General features: G+C 69.2%; 15 protein-coding genes. 7 read left to right on the forward strand and 8 right to left on the reverse strand.

The window, feature by feature from the left end; all coding sequences use genetic code 11:
- Nucleotides 1–277 precede the first annotated feature (277 nt).
- On the forward strand, nucleotides 278–4,084 hold the full coding sequence (locus tag GAS53_RS15530) for a multifunctional oxoglutarate decarboxylase/oxoglutarate dehydrogenase thiamine pyrophosphate-binding subunit/dihydrolipoyllysine-residue succinyltransferase subunit (protein WP_151478165.1): 3,807 nt from the start codon (nucleotides 278–280) through the stop codon (nucleotides 4,082–4,084).
- Nucleotides 4,085–4,210: 126 nt separating this feature from the next.
- On the opposite strand, the gene GAS53_RS15535 is transcribed toward GAS53_RS15530, so the two are convergent.
- Genes GAS53_RS15535 through GAS53_RS15545 form a run of 3 tightly spaced genes read right to left on the reverse strand, consistent with a single transcriptional unit; the run spans nucleotide 4,211 to nucleotide 6,322 of the window.
- The gene (locus tag GAS53_RS15535; protein ID WP_151478166.1) at nucleotides 4,211–5,098 is read right to left on the reverse strand and encodes a transporter substrate-binding domain-containing protein; all 888 of its coding nucleotides are present in this window, start codon (nucleotides 5,096–5,098) and stop codon (nucleotides 4,211–4,213) included.
- A 10-nt stretch (nucleotides 5,099–5,108) separates the two neighbouring features.
- Complete coding sequence (locus tag GAS53_RS15540; RefSeq protein ID WP_151478167.1) at nucleotides 5,109–5,882, reverse strand: hypothetical protein; 774 nt, start codon at nucleotides 5,880–5,882, stop codon at nucleotides 5,109–5,111.
- Nucleotides 5,879–6,322 (reverse strand): hypothetical protein, encoded by a 444-nt coding sequence (locus GAS53_RS15545; RefSeq protein ID WP_151478168.1) that lies wholly within the window; start codon nucleotides 6,320–6,322, stop codon nucleotides 5,879–5,881. Before GAS53_RS15545 ends, GAS53_RS15540 begins: the two co-directional genes overlap by 4 nt.
- 203 nt (nucleotides 6,323–6,525) lie before the next feature.
- Between GAS53_RS15545 and GAS53_RS15550 the strand changes: the two genes are divergently transcribed.
- Nucleotides 6,526–6,708: a DUF6104 family protein gene (locus GAS53_RS15550; protein WP_019058231.1), complete on the forward strand. Its 183-nt coding sequence runs from the start codon at nucleotides 6,526–6,528 to the stop codon at nucleotides 6,706–6,708.
- A gap of 102 nt (nucleotides 6,709–6,810) precedes the next feature.
- Here the strand turns inward: GAS53_RS15550 and GAS53_RS15555 are convergent, their stop codons facing one another.
- On the reverse strand, nucleotides 6,811–7,659 hold the full coding sequence (locus GAS53_RS15555) for a hypothetical protein (RefSeq protein ID WP_151478169.1): 849 nt from the start codon (nucleotides 7,657–7,659) through the stop codon (nucleotides 6,811–6,813).
- A gap of 148 nt (nucleotides 7,660–7,807) precedes the next feature.
- Between GAS53_RS15555 and GAS53_RS15560 the strand changes: the two genes are divergently transcribed.
- Nucleotides 7,808–8,926, forward strand: a complete 1,119-nt coding sequence (locus GAS53_RS15560) for a DUF4097 family beta strand repeat-containing protein (protein ID WP_151478170.1) — start codon at nucleotides 7,808–7,810, stop codon at nucleotides 8,924–8,926.
- Between the two features lies 1 nt (nucleotide 8,927).
- Nucleotides 8,928–9,986 (forward strand): PadR family transcriptional regulator, encoded by a 1,059-nt coding sequence (locus tag GAS53_RS15565; protein ID WP_151478171.1) that lies wholly within the window; start codon nucleotides 8,928–8,930, stop codon nucleotides 9,984–9,986.
- A gap of 212 nt (nucleotides 9,987–10,198) precedes the next feature.
- Here the strand turns inward: GAS53_RS15565 and GAS53_RS15570 are convergent, their stop codons facing one another.
- The 4 genes from GAS53_RS15570 to GAS53_RS15585 all read right to left on the reverse strand — a co-directional run bounded on the left by GAS53_RS15570 (nucleotide 10,199) and on the right by GAS53_RS15585 (nucleotide 13,723).
- Complete coding sequence (locus GAS53_RS15570; RefSeq protein WP_151478172.1) at nucleotides 10,199–10,801, reverse strand: Clp protease N-terminal domain-containing protein; 603 nt, start codon at nucleotides 10,799–10,801, stop codon at nucleotides 10,199–10,201.
- Nucleotides 10,801–11,010 (reverse strand): helix-turn-helix domain-containing protein, encoded by a 210-nt coding sequence (locus tag GAS53_RS15575; RefSeq protein ID WP_010984411.1) that lies wholly within the window; start codon nucleotides 11,008–11,010, stop codon nucleotides 10,801–10,803. The genes GAS53_RS15570 and GAS53_RS15575 overlap by 1 nt, the downstream gene beginning before the upstream one ends.
- Nucleotides 11,011–11,090: 80 nt before the next feature.
- A complete protein-coding gene (locus GAS53_RS15580; RefSeq protein WP_151478173.1) occupies nucleotides 11,091–12,056 on the reverse strand; it encodes a zinc-binding dehydrogenase in 966 nt (321 codons plus the stop codon).
- 443 nt (nucleotides 12,057–12,499) lie between these two features.
- Nucleotides 12,500–13,723: an NAD(P)-dependent malic enzyme gene (locus GAS53_RS15585; RefSeq protein ID WP_151478174.1), complete on the reverse strand. Its 1,224-nt coding sequence runs from the start codon at nucleotides 13,721–13,723 to the stop codon at nucleotides 12,500–12,502.
- Between the two features lie 672 nt (nucleotides 13,724–14,395).
- Here GAS53_RS15585 and GAS53_RS15595 point away from each other — a divergent pair.
- Genes GAS53_RS15595 through GAS53_RS15605 form a run of 3 tightly spaced genes read left to right on the forward strand, consistent with a single transcriptional unit; the run spans nucleotide 14,396 to nucleotide 17,089 of the window.
- A complete protein-coding gene (locus tag GAS53_RS15595) occupies nucleotides 14,396–15,358 on the forward strand; it encodes an ABC transporter substrate-binding protein (protein ID WP_151478176.1) in 963 nt (320 codons plus the stop codon).
- 33 nt (nucleotides 15,359–15,391) lie between these two features.
- Nucleotides 15,392–16,321 carry an amino acid ABC transporter permease gene (locus GAS53_RS15600; protein ID WP_151478177.1) on the forward strand — a complete coding sequence of 310 codons (930 nt, stop codon included), beginning with the start codon at nucleotides 15,392–15,394 and terminating at the stop codon, nucleotides 16,319–16,321.
- 15 nt (nucleotides 16,322–16,336) lie between these two features.
- Nucleotides 16,337–17,089 carry an amino acid ABC transporter ATP-binding protein gene (locus tag GAS53_RS15605; protein ID WP_151478206.1) on the forward strand — a complete coding sequence of 251 codons (753 nt, stop codon included), beginning with the start codon at nucleotides 16,337–16,339 and terminating at the stop codon, nucleotides 17,087–17,089.
- Nucleotides 17,090–17,377: the final 288 nt, after the last annotated feature.

The following is a 17,377-nucleotide window of genomic DNA, read 5'->3' on the forward strand; positions in this document are numbered from 1 at the left end:
GGAAGAGCTCAAGATCCACGTATGAGGCGTGCGATCGGGCAGCAGGACACGTGTCATCGTGCGGAGACTCGGCCTTTTGCGGTCGCAGTCCCGAACCGACGTGCGCGTTCCGCATCGGAACCTCGCTTGTTTCCCGCCATTTCCACCACCGAAACACGCTTTTCGATGTGACTTACGCGACGATGACCAGGCCCGGACTGACCTTCGCGGCCGGGGAGGCGTAGCCTTAATTCCCGCTGTCCATCACCTTGTGAAGCGGAAGAGGGCGGTTGCCGCCGTGTCGCCACAGTCCCCCAGTAACTCGAGTACCTCGACCGAGGACCAAGCCGGGAAGAACCCTGCTGCTGCGTTCGGTCCCAATGAGTGGCTCGTCGACGAGATCTATCAGCAGTACCTCCAGGACCCGAATTCGGTTGACCGAGCCTGGTGGGACTTCTTCGCCGACTACAAGCCGGGCGGCGTCGCCGCCTCGGCTCCGGCGGGTACCGCGGCCGCGGGGGCCGCGGGAACCACCACAGCAGCTCCGGCCGCCCCTGCCGCGCCCGCGGCTCCGGCTGCTCCGGCTCCGGCTGCTCCGGCTCCGGCTGCCCCCGCGGCGCCGAAGCCCGCGGCTGCCGCTCCGGCGCCGGCCGCCGCTGCCCCTGCCGCGGCTCCGGCGAAGCCCGCCGCGGCCAAGCCGGCCGCAGCAAAGGCCGCGCCCGCCGCCCAGGCTCCCGACGGTCCCGAATACGTGACGCTGCGCGGGCCGAGTGCCGCGGTCGCGAAGAACATGAACGCCTCGCTGGAGCTGCCCACGGCCACGTCCGTGCGCGCGGTCCCGGTGAAGCTGCTCTTCGACAACCGCATCGTCATCAACAACCACCTGAAGCGCGCCCGGGGCGGGAAGATCTCCTTCACCCACCTGATCGGCTACGCGATGGTGCAGGCCATCAAGGCCATGCCGTCGATGAACTACTCCTTCGCGGAGAAGGACGGCAAGCCGACCCTGGTCAAGCCGGCGCACATCAACTTCGGCCTCGCCATCGACCTGGTGAAGCCCAACGGCGACCGCCAGCTGGTCGTCGCGGGCATCAAGAAGGCCGAGACGCTGAACTTCTTCGAGTTCTGGCAGGCCTACGAGGACATCGTCCGCCGCGCCCGTGACGGCAAGCTGACGATGGACGACTTCTCCGGGGTCACGGTCTCCCTGACCAACCCGGGCGGCCTCGGCACCGTCCACTCGGTCCCGCGTCTGATGCCCGGCCAGTCGGTCATCATGGGCGTCGGCTCGATGGACTACCCGGCGGAGTTCCAGGGCACGTCCCAGGACACCCTGAACAAGCTCGGCATCTCGAAGGTCATGACGCTCACGTCGACCTACGACCACCGGGTGATCCAGGGCGCCGCGTCCGGCGAGTTCCTCCGCGTCGTCGCGAACTACCTGCTCGGCGAGAACGGCTTCTACGACGAGATCTTCGAGGCCCTGCGTATTCCGTACGAGCCGGTCCGCTGGCTCAAGGACATCGACGCCTCGCACGACGACGACGTCACGAAGGCCGCGCGTGTCTTCGAGCTGATCCACTCCTACCGGGTCCGCGGCCACGTCATGGCCGACACCGACCCGCTGGAGTACAAGCAGCGCAAGCACCCCGACCTCGACATCACCGAGCACGGGCTCACCCTCTGGGACCTGGAGCGCGAGTTCGCGGTCGGCGGCTTCGCCGGCAAGTCGATGATGAAGCTGCGCGACATCCTCGGTGTGCTGCGCGACTCGTACTGCCGCACCACCGGCGTCGAGTTCATGCACATCCAGGACCCGAAGCAGCGCAAGTGGATCCAGGACCGCATCGAGCGCTCGAACACCAAGCCGGAGCGCGAGGAGCAGCTGCGCATCCTGCGGCGCCTGAACGCTGCGGAGGCCTTCGAGACCTTCCTGCAGACGAAGTACGTCGGCCAGAAGCGCTTCAGCCTGGAGGGCGGCGAGTCCGTCATCCCGCTGCTCGACGCGGTCATCGACAGCGCGGCGGAGTCCCGTCTCGACGAGGTCGTCATCGGCATGGCCCACCGCGGCCGCCTGAACGTCCTCGCGAACATCGTCGGCAAGTCGTACGCGCAGATCTTCCGCGAGTTCGAGGGCAACCTCGACCCGAAGTCGATGCACGGCTCCGGCGACGTGAAGTACCACCTGGGCGCCGAGGGCACCTTCACGGGCCTGGACGGCGAGCAGATCAAGGTCTCGCTGGCCGCCAACCCCTCCCACCTGGAGGCGGTCGACCCGGTCCTCGAGGGTGTCGTCCGCGCCAAGCAGGACGTCATCAACAAGGGCGGTACGGACTTCACGGTCCTGCCGGTGGCCCTGCACGGCGACGCGGCCTTCGCGGGCCAGGGCGTGGTCGCGGAGACCCTGAACATGTCGCAGCTGCGCGGCTACCGCACCGGCGGCACGGTCCACGTGGTCATCAACAACCAGGTCGGCTTCACGGCGGCGCCCGAGTCCTCGCGCTCCTCCATGTACTCGACCGACGTGGCCCGCATGATCGAGGCGCCGATCTTCCACGTGAACGGCGACGACCCGGAGGCCGTGGTCCGCGTCGCGCGCCTCGCCTTCGAGTTCCGTCAGGCGTTCAACAAGGACGTCGTCATCGACCTGATCTGCTACCGCCGTCGGGGCCACAACGAGTCCGACAACCCGGCGTTCACGCAGCCGCTGATGTACGACCTGATCGACAAGAAGCGCTCGGTGCGCAAGCTCTACACCGAGTCCCTGATCGGTCGTGGCGACATCACGCTGGAAGAGGCCGAGCAGGCGCTGCAGGACTACCAGGGCCAGCTGGAGAAGGTCTTCACCGAGGTCCGCGAGGCGACGTCCGCACCGGCCGAGGCCCATGTCCCGGACGCGCAGCCCGAGTTCCCGGTGACGGTCACCACGGCCGTCTCCCAGGAGATCGTCAAGCGCATCGCCGAGTCCCAGGTCAACATCCCCGACCGCGTCACCGTCCACCCGCGTCTGCTGCCCCAGCTGCAGCGCCGCGCGTCGATGGTCGAGGACGGCACGATCGACTGGGGCATGGGCGAGACGCTCGCGATCGGCTCCCTGCTCCTCGAGGGCACCCCGGTGCGCCTCTCGGGCCAGGACTCCCGCCGCGGCACGTTCGGCCAGCGCCACGCGGTGCTCATCGACCGGGAGACCGGCGCGGACTACACCCCGCTCCAGTACCTCTCGGACGACCAGGCGCGTTACAACGTCTACGACTCGCTGCTGAGCGAGTACGCGGCGATGGGCTTCGAATACGGCTACTCGCTGGCCCGTCCCGAGTCCCTCGTGCTGTGGGAGGCGCAGTTCGGCGACTTCGTCAACGGCGCCCAGACGGTGGTGGACGAGTTCATCTCGTCGGCGGAGCAGAAGTGGGGCCAGACGTCCGGCGTCACCCTCCTCCTCCCGCACGGCTACGAGGGCCAGGGCCCGGACCACTCGTCCGCCCGCCCGGAGCGCTTCCTCCAGATGTGCGCGCAGAACAACATGACGGTCGCCATGCCGACGCTCCCGTCGAACTACTTCCACCTCCTGCGGTGGCAGGTGCACAACCCGCACCACAAGCCGCTGGTGGTCTTCACCCCGAAGTCGATGCTCCGCCTCAAGGCGGCCGCGTCGAAGGCGGAGGAGTTCACGACGGGCGGCTTCCGTCCGGTCATCGGCGACGCCTCGGTGGACCCGGCCGCGGTCCGCAAGGTCGTCTTCACGGCCGGCAAGGTCTACTACGACCTCGACGCGGAGCGCACCAAGCGCGGCGCGACGGACACGGCCATCATCCGCATCGAGCGCCTGTACCCCCTGCCGGGTGCCGAGCTCCAGGCGGAGATCGCCAAGTACCCGAACGCCGAGAAGTACCTGTGGGCCCAGGAGGAGCCGGCGAACCAGGGCGCGTGGCCCTTCATCGCCCTCAACCTGATCGACCACCTGGACCTGGCGGTCGGAGCGGACGTTCCGCACGGGGAGCGGCTGCGGCGGATCTCCCGCCCGCACTCGTCGTCCCCCGCGGTGGGTTCGGCGAAGCGCCACCAGGCGGAGCAGGAGCAGCTCGTCCGCGAGGTCTTCGAGGCCTGATCGGCGGTTGTACGGCCTGTTCTGACGGCCTGTTCTGTACGTACGGAGGGCCCGGCCCCGCGACAACCGCGGGGCCGGGCCCTCCGGCGTTTCAGGGCGCCCTGCACGCGTACGGGAGTACGGGGGTCAGGCGCTCGGCTCGTCGCGGCAGGAGCGGGCGTCGATGGACTCGTCGCTCGGCTTGTAGTCGCTGATCCAGCCCGGCTCCTTGTCGGGGATGTCCGGCAGCGACGTCTCCATGTCCTTGATCCAGTCGCTGCTCTCGACGTACCGCTTCACGAAGTCGCGCAGCCTCCGGCAGTCCTCCCGGTGTCCCTTGGGCAACCCGATGCCGTAGTGCTGCGGGGCTCCGATCGTGACATTGGGGAGCACCCGGAGGCCGTCCTTCACGTGGTGGCGCGCGAAGCCGTAGAGGATCATCTGGTCGGTGGAGACCGCTTGCACTTCGCCGCGCTTGAGTGCCTCGATGCAGTCGGAGGCGTCGACGAGCGTCTGGGGCTGGATGCCCTCGCGCTTGAACTCCTGGAGGGCCGCGTCGGAGGTGGTGCCCTCCCAGGAGCAGACGGTTTCGCCCCGGAGATCGCTCAGATCACGGACAGTCGACGCGGGCCCCACCAGGAACCCCTGCCGCGTGGTGGCGTACGGGCCCACGAAGTCGACCTCCTTCATACGCTCGGGCGTGATGGAGAACGCCGCGATCACCATGTCGACCTCGCCCTTCTCCAGGGACGGGATGCGCCCCTCGGAGGCCACGTTCGACGGTGAGGCGGACTTGATCCCCAGCCCTTCCTTGATCTGCTCGAACAGCAACTGGTCGAAGCCCGACCGGCGGTAGTTCTCCTCGTAGGAGATGCCGGGCAGGTCGTTGTGCATGCCGACGCTTATCCGGTCCTTGCCGAGGAACGTCTCGTCCCGCTCGTCCGAACCGGAACTGACGGCCAGCGTCAGACCGACCCCGACGATCGCGCAGAATGCGGCCACGGCGGCCACGTACACACGGGTCTTCGAGCTCATCCCGTACCCCTCAGCCGTGCAGCACGGCGTCGTCGACGATCACGTTCATCTTGCAGCCGGGGTCGGTGTGGACCGTCACCGAGACGCGGATGCCGTCCCGGGCCCCGCCGAGCGGAAGGTCGACCGCCTGCCCCGACCGGACGTCGGTGGCCGCGCTCTGACCGCCGCCCAGGCCGACTCCGAGATGGGTCTCCGGAGTGCAGGACTGCATCTCCGGGACCGCGTCCTCGGCCCTGAGGACGAGGCGCAGGTGCGTACGGGCCGGGCCGCCGTCCACGTTCACGGTGAGCGTCTCGCCGTCGCTCAGCGGGCGGGACGGCGAGACCGTCGCGAGTCCCGTGACATCGACCTCTCCGTGACCGCGCAGCTGCTCCACCCACACCATCCCGCCGACGGCGAGGGCGACGGACAACGCGGAGGCGAGACCCTGGACCGTGGCGGGCCCCTGTATGCCCGCCACACGTACGAAGGTGATCAGCAGGGCGGCACCGAGCATCAGGTAGACCCAGAGGAACTGACCGGCCGGTCCTTCGGGAGCCCGGATCAGTGCGGCGGCGCAGAGACCGAGGACCACGGCGAACGGCGGCCAGTTCCACAGCCGCCATTTCCTGGCGCCCTCGAAGGTGCTCTGCAGGGCGTCACCGACGACCAGGCTGACGACGAAGTTGCCGAGGACCTGCCCGACGGCCGTGACCCACTTGCCCTGTGCCCAGACGCTGGGGCGCTCCTCTCCCGAAGTGCCCCGGCGGACATCCTCGCGGACGTCGTCGGCGGGTGGGGTCATCTGTCGCTCTCGGGGTCGCGTCCGAACGTGATGTTGAAATCACCCTCGATCCGCCCGACGGCCACGGCGTGCCGGCCGTTGGCCTCGACGTGGGTGCCGCCGCCCGGGCGCAGGTCTGCGGCCTTCCCCATCCAGTCCTTCAGAGCGGACGCGCTCAGATCCTCACCCGCGAGCCAGTGGCCGATCGCCGTCTCCAGCGCCTCGCGGTCCGCCGGGGACAGCCCCGCGAGAGCGGCTTCCGGCCCGGCGACGTCCGCGTCCGCCACGGTGGCTCCGTCACTCCGGCGCCCAAGGGCCGCGTCCAGGAACGTACGGCCGCCCTGTACGACGCTCTCGGCGAGGCGGTCGCGGGCCGTCACGAGCACGGCTGTCCCCATCGAGGCCGCCGCGGCGCTCAGATAGGGGGCTAAGTGGCCGGCTGCCGTCATCAGTTCGGACATCTCACCGCTCCGTCTCGCGCCGCTCCGCGGCCACAGGACCGCACACAACCGCGCAGGCTGAACAGACTTTCGGGAAAGGGGAGTTACCCATGCTGCGCCAGGTGCACACCCTAACGGCCTGATCGCCCCGTCGAGGGACGTCGACCGGTTTCGTAGGCTGTGAGCAGCAGAACGACCGGGTACGCACGCAGGAGAGCAGCCACATGTACTTCACCGACCGCGGCATCGAGGAACTTGAGAAGCGGCGCGGCGAGGAAGAGGTCACTTTTGAGTGGCTTGCCGAGCAGCTGCGTACGTTCGTCGACCTCAATCCGGACTTCGAGGTGCCGGTGGAGCGGCTGGCGACCTGGCTGGCGCGCCTGGATGACGACGAGGACGACGAGTAGGGATTCCGAGGCCCGCTCGGCGCGGTTCCACTCCCGCGTCCGGGGCCTCCCTGGCGCGGGTCCACTCCCGCGCGGCTGCTCGTTCGGGCGCCTGAAGGCGGCTCAGTCGCGCGGGCGCATGAGGTCGTACGCCAGGCCGAGGGTGCCGTGGGCCAGCAGCAGCGCCCCCGCCGCGATCCAGCCGCCGCTGCGTCGGTGTACGCCCCACGCGGTGAGTGGCAGGCCCGCTGCCACCTGGGCGAGTGCGAGGGCGCGGGCCCGGGGAGTACCTGCCCAGGGGAGCCAGGGGCCGAGCCGGCCGGTCTCGACGGCGTCGAGTTCCGCACGGACAGCTCTGCGCCAGCCGGACCATTCGAGGGGCTGGGCGTCGGGCTGGGCGCGGGCCGTCTCGCGGAGGCGGGCGGCGGGTGCGCCGGGGGTGAGGCCGGTGGGCAGGGTGACGCCCGCGCGCGTGAGGACGGCCAGTAGGGCGACCAGGCGGGCTCGGGCGTCCGCGTCGGGGTCGGCTTTCGTCAGCCGGTCGAGGGACTGCGTGTCCAGGACCGGGTCGAGGCCCAGGCGGGTGGCGAAGGTGCGCATGGCCTCCTCCTCGCCCACGGGGATGCCGTTCGCGAGCCACTCGTAGCCGACGGGGCGGCGAAAGCCTGCGGCCAGGGTGTAGCCGCTGTGGTCCGGGTCCCACCAGAGGGCGAGTACGGGCCAGGGGGTACCGACGGCGAGGGCGGTGGCCCAGCCGGTGAGGACACGGTCGACCGGTTCGTCGCCGTGCAGCCAGGGCTTGCCCTCGGGGACCAGCACGCTCCACCCCCGGCCGGCCCGGGTGAGCAGCATGCGCTCGCGCAGCAGTTGGGCGACGGGGGCGACGGCCTCGGGCTCCGCGCGGCAGAGCAGCAGGGCACCGGCCGCCCGGGCGGGGGACGGGTGAGGGGCCTGCGACTCACGGGACGACATGGGCCCAGATTATTCGCTTTTGATCCGATTGATCCCTCCTGGATCACCGAAACGAGTGCCTTGACTTCCCGGATCCGCGATATATCGTGTCTAGTGAAAGACGCGATATGGCGTGTCGTGTCCCACCCCGGTCGAGGAGGTCAGCACCATGTCCGAGTGGTCCGTCGCAGAGCCCAGGAAGCTCACGTTCGACGAACCGGTGACGGCTCTCCATGTGCGCATCGCCAATGGAACGGTGAACGTCGTGGGGATCGACGAGGGTTCCCCCCGGCTGGAAGTCTCCTCGATAGAGGGACCACCCCTGATGGTGACCCAGGAGAACGGCACGCTGACGGTCGCGTACGAGGACCTGCCCTGGAAGGGCTTCCTCAAGTGGCTCGACCGCAAGGGCTGGCGCCGCAGCGCGGTGGTCTCCCTGGCGGTTCCGGCGCGTACACGCGTCGAGGTGGGCGTCGTCAGCGCCAGCGCCGTGATCTCCGGCATCGACGGGCGTGCGGAGGTGAAGGGCATCTCCGGCGACACGACACTCGTGGGACTCGCCGGCCCGGTGCGCGCGGACACGGTCTCGGGGAACGTGGAGGCGCAGGCCCTCACCGGCGACCTCCGCCTCAACTCCGTCTCGGGCGACCTGACCGTCATCGAGGGCTCCAGCCCCTCGGTGCGGGTCGAGTCGGTCAGCGGCTCGGTGATCGTCGACCTCGACCCGGTCGGCCGTCCCAGCGACATCAGTCTGACCAGCATCTCGGGCGAGATCGCCATCCGCTTGCCGCACCCGGCCGATGCGGAGGTCGAGGTGGACACGGCGAGCGGCTCCGTCTCCAACGCTTTCGAGGACCTCCGGGTCTCCGGCCACTGGGGCGCCAAGAAGATCACCGGCAGGCTCGGCGCGGGGAACGGCCGCCTGAAGGCGACCACCGTCTCCGGTTCGATCGCGTTGCTGCGGAGGCCTCCGGCGGAGGACGAGCCGTGGGACGAGGGAGTGGATTTCAAGAAGGGGACTGCGTTCGGAGAGGATGGGCCTGAGGACACGGCTCCTGAGGACACGGTTCCGGGCGGGGCCGAGTCCACGTCCGAGCCCAAGTCCGAGTCCACGTCCATGTCCGACTCCGGGCACGGCGAGGGCCACAGTGCGGTGCCGGAGGATACGGCGCCGGGCGACGGCGTCAGTGCCGCCCGCTCCCCCGTCACCCCCACCCCCGCGAAAGACACCGATCCCGAAGCCACCGAGGGATCACCCGACGGCCCGACCCACGAGAAGGGGCTCTGACATGGCTCCCGTCTTTGCCCATGGCCGCCTGCGGCTCTACCTGCTGAAGCTGCTCGACGAGGCGCCGCGCCACGGTTACGAGGTGATCCGGCTCCTGGAGGAGCGCTTCCAGGGGCTGTACGCGCCGTCGGCCGGGACCGTCTACCCCCGGCTGGCCAAGCTGGAGGCCGAGGGCCTGGTCACGCACACCACCGAGGGCGGCCGAAAGGTGTACGCGATCACGGACGCGGGCCGGGCCGAGCTGGCCGACCGCAGCGGCGAACTGGCCGACCTGGAACTGGAGATCCGCGAGTCGGTCGCGGAGCTCGCCGCGGAGATCCGTGCCGATGTGCGGGGCGCGGCGGGTGACCTTCGCCGCGAGATGCGGGCGGCGGCGAGCGAGGCTCGGCGGGGTTCCACGGGAGCCGGCGCCAAGGGGCGGCGGAGTGAACACGAAGGCGCCTTCGGGGACTTCGGAGACCTCGGTGACAAGGAGGCCTGGCGCGCCGCGAAGGAGGAGATGCGCCGCGTCAAGCAGGAGTGGAAGGAGCAGGCCCGGCGCGCCAAGGACGAGAGCCGGCGGGCCCGCGAGGAGGCCCAGCGGGCACGCCACCAGGCCAAGGAGACCCAGGAGCGGGTCCGGGCCCAGGCCCAGGAAGAGCTCCGGCGCATCGCCAAGCGTGTCCAGGACCAGATGCAGGACCACTTCACCCGGGGCGACTGGCCGACGGGCGTCCATGAGGGGCTCAGCGAACTGGCCAAGGAGTTCGGGGAGTTCGGAAAGGACTTCGGCAAGGAGTTCGGGAAGGACTTCGGCTTCGGCCGGCCGGGGACGAAGGAGCCCGACTACACGGTCACTCCTGAGGACTTCCCCGCCGACTACGAACCCTCCTGGGCCCACGAGGACTCCACGGGCGACCCCGCCCGCGACCTCGACCGCCTCCTGGACCGCTTCCGCGACGACATCCGCGACGCGGCCCGCGACCACGGCGTGACGGAGGACCAACTACGCGATGCCCGCCACCACTTGTCGACGGCGGCGGCGCACATAGCGGCGATGCTGCGAGCGCCCAAGGTCTGAGCGGCGGCCCGCTCCGTGCGAGCGGGAGGCGAGGCCGCCCCGGCGCGGGCCGCCTCGGTTCCTCAGATCCAGACTTCTCAGGTTCCTCGGGTCTCGGTTCCTCAGGTGCACCGCCGGAGGGAGCGGCCTCCCCGCCGTCCGGGGAGGGCATCTGTGGTGGGCCCCACTTCGGGCCCCACCACAGATGCCACCACCCCATCACCGTCCTCCCCTCAGCCCGCCTTCGCCTCGCCCCCTCCGTACAGCACCCGCCGCAGCGACGCGTACGTCACGCCGTGGTCGGCCAGGGCCTCCGCGGGGACGCCCGGGCGGGCGGCGAGGGCGAGGAGGAGGTGCTCGTCGCCGATGTACCGGTCCCGCTGGGCGAGCGCGATGCGCAGGGACTCCGTAAGGACATCCTTGGCGCCCTGGGTGAAAGGACGGTGCCCGCCGACGAACCCGGACCACCAGCCCTTGCCCCGCCCGGCACCCTTCCTCTCGGCACCCTTCCTCTCGGCCTCCAACGCGCCCTCGCCATGGGCCTCTTCGACCCGGGAGACGATCTTCGAGAGGTCGATGCCGAGCCCGGAGAGCGCGTCCGCGTCGGCGCGGGAGAGCCCGCCCCGACGCCGCGCCTCGGCCAGCGCCCGCTTGACGGACTCCCTGCGGTCGGCGAGCCCCAGCGAGGTCAGGGCGAACGACGCGCGGCTGGCCTCACGGTCGAGCAGGGCCAGCAGCATGTGCTGTTCCTCGACCGTCTCCGCGTTCAGCCGCTCCGCATGGCCGACCGCGCCGAGTACCACCGCGCGGGCGTCCTTGGTGAACCGTTCGAACATCACTGCCTCCCGTACTTCTTGTGCACGGCCTGCCTGCTGACACCCAGTTCCGCGGCGATCTCCTGCCACGACCAACCTTGATTGCGCGCACTGCGCACCTGCACCGCTTCGAGCTGCTCCAGCAGCCGCCGCAAGGCGGAGACGGCCCGCAGCCCGATCCGCGGATCGCGGTCGCCTGCGCGCTCGGCGAGATCCGTTGCTTCGGTCATGGTGTCAACTTAGATTGACAGGCCCCAGGATGTCAACCCTAGTTGACATCCCGGGGTGTGCGAGGCAAGTCAGGAGGCCATCAGGGCGTCGTCAGCACGACCTTGCCGAAGAGCTCACCGGACTCCATCCGCTCGAAGCCCTCGCGGGCCCGGTCCAGCGGAAGGACCTCGTCGATGACGGGACGGACGCCGGTGGCGGCGCAGAAGGACAGCAGATCCTCGAGTTCGTCCTTCGTGCCCATCGTGGAACCGACGACCTTGAGTTCGAGGAAGAAGATGCGGGTCAGTTCGGCGTGCGAGGGGCGGTCACCGCTCGTGGCGCCCGAGATCACCAGGGTGCCGCCGGGCTTCAGGGATTTGACCGAGTGGGACCAGGTGGCGGCGCCGACCGTCTCGATGACGGCGTCCACGCGCTGCGGCAGCCGCGCCCCGGACTCGAAGGCCTCTACAGCCCCCAGCTCGACAGCCCGCTTGCGCTTGGCCTCGTCGCGGCTGGTGGCGAAGACCCGCAGCCCCGCCGCCTTGCCGAGCGCGATCGCGGCGGTGGCGACACCGCCTCCGGCGCCCTGGACGAGAACCGAGTCTCCGGGACGTACGCCCGCGTTGGTGAAGAGCATGCGGTACGCCGTCAGCCACGCCGTGGGCAGACAGGCGGCCTCTTCGAAGGAGAGCTCCTTGGGCTTGGGCAGGACGTTCCACGCGGGCACGGACACCTGCTCGGCGAACGTGCCCTGGTACCGCTCGGTGAGGATGGACCGCGGTTCCTTCGGCCCGACGCCGTGCCCCGTCTGCCCGATGACGGAGTGCAGTACGACCTCGTTGCCGTCCTCGTCGACGCCGGCGGCATCGCATCCGAGGATCATCGGCAACTTGTCCTCAGCGAGCCCCACGCCCCGGAGCGACCACAGATCGTGATGGTTCAGGGAGGCGGCCTTGACGTTCACGGTCGTCCAGCCGTCCCGAGCCGCGGGAGCAGGCCGCTCCCCCAACTCAAGGCCGTTCAAGGGCTGGTCCCGGTCAATACGAGCAGCGTAGGCAGCGAACATGCCCCGACCCTAGGCTCCGCCGGGCCCGGACGGAACCACGTCCATCTGTGACACGCGTCCCCCGAACGGGCCCACCCCCGCGGGCCAACGGGCCCCCCACCGGTCGCGCAGTTCCCCGCGCCCCCGAGGGGTGTGCCTCCACCGCGCCGCGGGTGCCTGCGGGTCGAATTGGGCTGAGCGCGCAGTTCCCCGCGCCCCTGAAAGACGGCGCTGCGCGCCCGTCTCCCAGCTGCCTGGGCGCGCTCAGCCCGGCCCGACCCGCACCAGAGGCACCACGCCCAACCCCCACTCACCGAGGGGCGCGGGGAACTGCGCGACCAGCCCCCGTCGGCCCGCAGCCACCCACTCAGCCGAACCCCCCGGTAAAAAATCACCACGCAAAAAATTCGGGCCCCGCCCACCCGGACGGGACCCGAATCTCACACACAACCGAACAAGCAGACCTACCGCCGAGCCACACCCTCAGCCCGAGCGGCAGCGGCAACGGCCGCGGTCACCGCCGGAGCGACCCGCTCGTCGAACGGCGACGGAATCACGTAGTCCGCGGCAAGGTCGTCCCCGACGACCGCAGCCAACGCCTCCGCCGCAGCGATCTTCATCCCCTCGGTGATCCGAGAGGCCCGCACCTGCAGGGCCCCCGCGAAGATCCCGGGGAACGCCAGCACGTTGTTGATCTGGTTCGGATAGTCCGACCGCCCGGTGGCGACGACCGCCGCGTACTTGTGGGCGACATCGGGATGCACCTCAGGGTTCGGGTTCGCCATGGCGAACACGAACGCACCCTCGGCCATGGAGGCGACGGCAGGCTCCGGCACCGTGCCGCCGGACACCCCGATGAACACGTCGGCCCCGGCGAGCGCGGCCTCCAGCGAGCCGGACAGCCCCGCCTTGTTGGTCAGCGAGGCAAGCTCCCGCTTGACCGGAGTCAGGTCGTCCCGGTCCTCCGACACGATCCCCTTGCGGTCCGCCACCGCTACGTCCCCGAGCCCCGCTTCGAGCAGGAACTTCGCGATGGCGACCCCGGCCGCACCCGCGCCCGAGATCACGGCCCGCAGTTCCCCGAGCGTCCGCCCGGTCAGCCGGGCCGCGTTCCGGAGGGCCGCCAGCGTGACGACAGCGGTCCCGTGCTGGTCGTCGTGGAAGACGGGGATGTCCAGCCGCTCCTGGAGCTGCCGCTCGATCTCGAAGCACCGGGGCGCTGAGATGTCTTCCAGGTTCACGCCGCCGAAGGACGGGGCGAGCCGCACGACGGTCTCGACGATCTCGTCGACGCCCGTGCAGTCGAGCGCGATCGGCACGGCATCGACCCCGCCGAACTGCTTGAACAGAATCGCCTTCCCCTCCATCACCGGAAGGGAGGCCTCGGGCCCGATGTCACCGAGCCCCAGCACGGCGGTGCCGTCGGTCACGACGGCGACCACGGACGACTTCCACGTGTAGTCGTGGACGAGATCCGGCTGCTCGGCGATGGCCGTGCACACCTTCGCGACGCCGGGCGTGTACGCCAGGGACAGGTCGTCCTTGTCACGGACGGGCACGGTGGCCTGCACGGCCATCTTGCCGCCGCGGTGCAGCGCGAACGCCGGGTCGAAGGAATCGAGGGGCTCCGCCCCGCCTTCCTGATCCGTACTGCTGTCGCTGCGAGGATTGACGATCTCCGCTGCCACTTTGTTTTACCCCTTAAGTCTTAAACGGTTGAGGGTGTCCACTCCTGGTGAGGCGTGGGCGGGCACCGCATATGTCCCTGATGACTGTTACGTACGGGTACGTACGGGCCATACGCGACGGGCGCGTCGCACACGCGCCCTGAGCCCCGGATGAGGGGTGTAAGGAACCTTCTTACCGGACGGACGGCACCGCGGACGAGTCCATAACGCGAAGGTCACACGTCGACGGCCGAAGGTCACGTGCCGGAGGGTCGAACGCCACATACCGGAGACCTGAAGCACACATTCCGGAGAGCGAAGGTCACATACCGGTGACATGCACTCATGACCGAATACGTCGAACACGCCCATTTCGTGAACAAGAGGCCGATACGTCATCAAGGCGCCGCAAGTGCGGAGAAGCGGCCGCCCATATCGCGCGATACACCGAAGATCTTCCGGCCGTAACAGGGGTTTCCCGCACAAGATCCGGTCTTGATGTACCGGCCTGGCCCGGTTCGGGGGTCACCCGTTATCCGATTTTGACATGGCAGGCACCCTGAAGGCGTAAGTCCGAATGGCAAGATGCCGTAATCACACGAGGTCGCGACACCCGATGGTGTGTGTTCTCGTCGACCCATCGGCTACTGCCGAACCATCGGCAACTCCACCCACCCGCCGGAGGAACCCACCATGACCGCACGCTCCACCCGTCGTACCACCGCCGCGCAGTCCCGGATAGCCGCGGTCGGTGCGATCGCGGTCGCAGGCGCCCTGCTGCTCACCGGCTGCGGTGACCAGACCAAGGACAAGGACAACGGCGGCTCCGACACCACGGAGACCAGCGCGGCCCCGCTGGCCGCCCAGCTGCCCAAGGCCATCCGCGACGCGGGCGTCATCAAGGTCGGCTCGGACATCGCGTACGCGCCGGTCGAGTTCAAGGACGACTCCGGCAAGACCGTCGGCATCGACCCGGACCTCGCCGACGCGATGGGCAAGCAGCTCGGCGTGAAGTTCCAGTTCGAGAACGGCACGTTCGACACCCTGCTCACCGGTCTGCGCTCCAAGCGGTACGACATCGCGATGTCGGCGATGACGGACACCAAGGACCGCCAGGAGGGCATCGACTCCGACACCGGCAAGAAGGTCGGCGAGGGCGTCGACTTCATCGACTACTTCACCGCGGGTGTCTCGATCTACACCAAGCAGGGCGACGACCAGGGCATCAAGACCTGGGACGACCTCTGCGGCAAGAAGATCGTGGTGCAGCGCAACACCGTCTCGAACGACCTGGCCAAGGCCCAGGCCAAGAAGTGCCCGGCCAACAAGAAGCTCTCCATCGAGGCCTTCGACAACGACCAGCAGGCCCAGACCCGGCTGCGCGCCGGCGGCGCCGACGCCGGTTCCTCGGACTTCCCGGTCGCGGCGTACGCGGCGAAGACCTCCGGCGGCGGCAAGGACTTCGAGGTCGTCGGCGAGCAGGTCGAGGCCGCCCCGTACGGCATCGCGGTCGCCAAGTCGAACACCGAGCTGCGGGACGCGCTGAAGGCCGCGCTCGACGCCGTCATCAAGAACGGCGAGTACGACAAGATCATCGCGAAGTGGGGCGTCGAGGCCGGCGCCGTCAAGGAAGCCACCGTCAACGGTGGCAAGTGACCGCGTTCCCAGCGGCGCTGAAAGGCAACATCCGTGACTGTTGACATCGACAAGACGGCCGGCCCCGAGGACGTTCCCCCGGCCGGACCGGAGGCCATCAAGGCCATCCCGGTCCGGCACTACGGGCGGTACGTCTCGGCCGTCATCGCGATCGCGATCTTCGTCTCGATCATCTACGCGTTCGCTCAGGGCAAGATCAACTGGGGCGCCGTACCGGACTACTTCTTCGACGACCGCATCATCAAGGGCGTCGGGCAGACGATGCTCCTGACGGTCCTCTCGATGGTGATCGGCATCGCGGGCGGCATCCTGCTCGCCGTGATGCGCCTGTCGAGGAACCCGGTGACCTCGTCGATCGCGTGGTTCTACATCTGGTTCTTCCGCGGCACGCCGGTCCTGGTGCAGCTCGTGGTCTGGTTCAACCTGGGCCTGGTCTTCGAGTACATCAACCTCGGTCCGATCTACAAGGACTACTGGTCGAGCTTCATGACGCCGCTGCTGACGGCGCTCCTCGGGCTCGGCCTGAACGAGGCCGCGTACATGGCGGAGATCTGCCGCGCGGGCCTCCTGTCGGTCGACGAGGGCCAGACCGAGGCCTCGCACGCCCTGGGCATGAGCCACGGCAAGACCCTGCGGCGGATCGTCATCCCGCAGGCGATGCGCGTGATCGTGCCCCCCACGGGCAACGAGGTCATCAACATGCTGAAGACGACCTCGCTGGTATCGGTGGTCCAGTTCGCCGAACTCTTCCGGTACGCCCAGGACATCGGCCAGTCCTCCGGCGCACCGGTGGAGATGTACTTCCTGGCCGCCGCCTGGTATCTGGTCCTGACCTCGGTGCTCAGCGTCGGGCAGTACTACATCGAGCGGTACTACGCCCGCGGTTCGAGCCGTTCGCTGCCGGCCACGCCGTTGCAGAAGATCAAGGCGAACATGCTGTCCCTCGCGAGCTGGAGGCGCTGACCCATGAGTACGTCAATGGTGAAGGCCGAAGGCGTCCACAAGTCCTTCGGCCCGGTCGAGGTCCTCAAGGGCATCGACCTCGAAGTGAAGCCCGGCGAGGTCTTCTGCCTCATCGGCCCCTCCGGCTCCGGCAAGTCCACGTTTCTCAGGTGCATCAACCATCTTGAGAAGGTCAACGCCGGGCGGCTGTACGTCGACGGGCATCTGGTCGGCTACCGCCAGAAGGGCGACAAGCTGTACGAGCTCAAGGACAGCGAGGTCGCGCGGAAGCGGCGGGACATCGGCATGGTGTTCCAGCGCTTCAACCTGTTCCCGCACATGACGGCGCTCGAGAACATCATGGAGGCGCCGGTCCAGGTCAAGGGCGTCAGCAGGGCCCAGGCGCGGGAGCGCGCGGCACAGCTCATGGAGCGGGTCGGTCTCGCCGACAAGGCGGGCAGCTACCCGTCCCAGCTGTCCGGCGGCCAGCAGCAGCGGGTCGCCATCGCACGGGCCCTCGCGATGGACCCGAAGCTGATGCTCTTCGACGAGCCCACCTCGGCCCTCGACCCGGAGCTCGTCGGCGACGTCCTCGACGTCATGCGCGACCTCGCCGAGTCCGGCATGACGATGATCGTCGTCACCCACGAGATGGGCTTCGCCCGGGAGGTCGGCGACTCGCTGGTCTTCATGGACGAGGGCGTGGTGGTCGAATCCGGCCATCCGCGTGACGTGCTGACGAATCCGCAGCATGAGCGGACGCAGTCGTTCCTGTCGAAGGTGCTTTAGCCTCCGGCGGTTGGGCGGCGTTCGAAGGGGCGGTACGGAATCTCCGTACCGCCCCTTCGCGTGCCGCGGCCTCTTGGCCGGCGCCAGGCCGGTTTGACGCCTGCGGGCCGGTGGGGGCTGGTCGCGCCCACGCGGCGGAGCCGCATATCGATACAGCCCCGCGCCCCTGAAAAGCGGGCTGCGCCCCTGCTTTTCAGCCCGTCCGGCGTTTGAGGACGAGGCCGTTCAGGCCGATACGGGGGTCTGGGGGCGGAGCCCCCAGGGATGGGACGGGTAGGGGCGGCGGGG

This window comes from Streptomyces albicerus, from assembly GCF_008905045.1.
GTDB classification, from domain to species: Bacteria; Actinomycetota; Actinomycetes; order Streptomycetales; family Streptomycetaceae; genus Streptomyces; species Streptomyces albicerus.

Excerpts from the sequence above, each read along its gene's own strand:
- GAS53_RS15555 (WP_151478169.1), bottom strand. The coding sequence starts at position 7,659 with ATGTCGTCCCGTGAGTCGCAGGCCCCTCACCCGTCCCCCGCCCGGGCG.
- GAS53_RS15580 (WP_151478173.1), bottom strand. The coding sequence starts at position 12,056 with ATGTTCGCTGCCTACGCTGCTCGTATTGACCGGGACCAGCCCTTGAAC.
- GAS53_RS15535 (WP_151478166.1), bottom strand. The coding sequence starts at position 5,098 with ATGAGCTCGAAGACCCGTGTGTACGTGGCCGCCGTGGCCGCATTCTGC.
- GAS53_RS15575 (WP_010984411.1), bottom strand. The coding sequence starts at position 11,010 with ATGACCGAAGCAACGGATCTCGCCGAGCGCGCAGGCGACCGCGATCCG.
- GAS53_RS15550 (WP_019058231.1), top strand. The coding sequence starts at position 6,526 with ATGTACTTCACCGACCGCGGCATCGAGGAACTTGAGAAGCGGCGCGGC.
- GAS53_RS15595 (WP_151478176.1), top strand. The coding sequence starts at position 14,396 with ATGACCGCACGCTCCACCCGTCGTACCACCGCCGCGCAGTCCCGGATA.
- GAS53_RS15565 (WP_151478171.1), top strand. The coding sequence starts at position 8,928 with ATGGCTCCCGTCTTTGCCCATGGCCGCCTGCGGCTCTACCTGCTGAAG.
- GAS53_RS15560 (WP_151478170.1), top strand. The coding sequence starts at position 7,808 with ATGTCCGAGTGGTCCGTCGCAGAGCCCAGGAAGCTCACGTTCGACGAA.
- GAS53_RS15545 (WP_151478168.1), bottom strand. The coding sequence starts at position 6,322 with ATGTCCGAACTGATGACGGCAGCCGGCCACTTAGCCCCCTATCTGAGC.
- GAS53_RS15540 (WP_151478167.1), bottom strand. The coding sequence starts at position 5,882 with ATGACCCCACCCGCCGACGACGTCCGCGAGGATGTCCGCCGGGGCACT.
- GAS53_RS15570 (WP_151478172.1), bottom strand. The coding sequence starts at position 10,801 with ATGTTCGAACGGTTCACCAAGGACGCCCGCGCGGTGGTACTCGGCGCG.
- GAS53_RS15605 (WP_151478206.1), top strand. The coding sequence starts at position 16,337 with ATGGTGAAGGCCGAAGGCGTCCACAAGTCCTTCGGCCCGGTCGAGGTC.